The organism is Herbidospora sp. RD11066 (assembly GCF_054661255.1).
The window spans coordinates 1-278 of record NZ_BAAGDO010000122.1 but is presented as its reverse complement, the minus strand read 5'-3'; the positions used below and the strand labels follow the sequence as shown (position 1 = coordinate 278).

General features: G+C 37.1%; 1 protein-coding gene. It reads right to left on the bottom strand.

Going from position 1 to position 278, the window contains the following annotated elements:
* Window positions 1-217 (bottom strand): class I tRNA ligase family protein (locus ACYQ78_RS39525; RefSeq protein WP_459806128.1); only part of this gene is annotated, 217 nt, incomplete at its 3' end.
* Window positions 218-278 lie beyond the last annotated feature (61 nt).

Sequence of the window (278 nt, the reverse complement as noted above, 5' to 3'; positions counted from 1 at the left end):
GCTGGATTTTCTGACCATGCTCATCAAGACCTGTCAGATAAAAGACATCGTAGCCCATCAGGCGTTTGTAACGTGCTAGGACATCACAAGCGATGGTTGTGTAGGCAGAACCGATATGAAGTTTACCAGATGGATAGTAAATCGGTGTTGTAATATAAAAATTCTTTTCAGACATAATTTTTCCTTTCCAGGCAAATGAAACCTGTTTTTCTAACACTTCATTATATCACATTTTTACTGATTTTCGATAGGGAAATCCATACAAAAACAAGATAGAC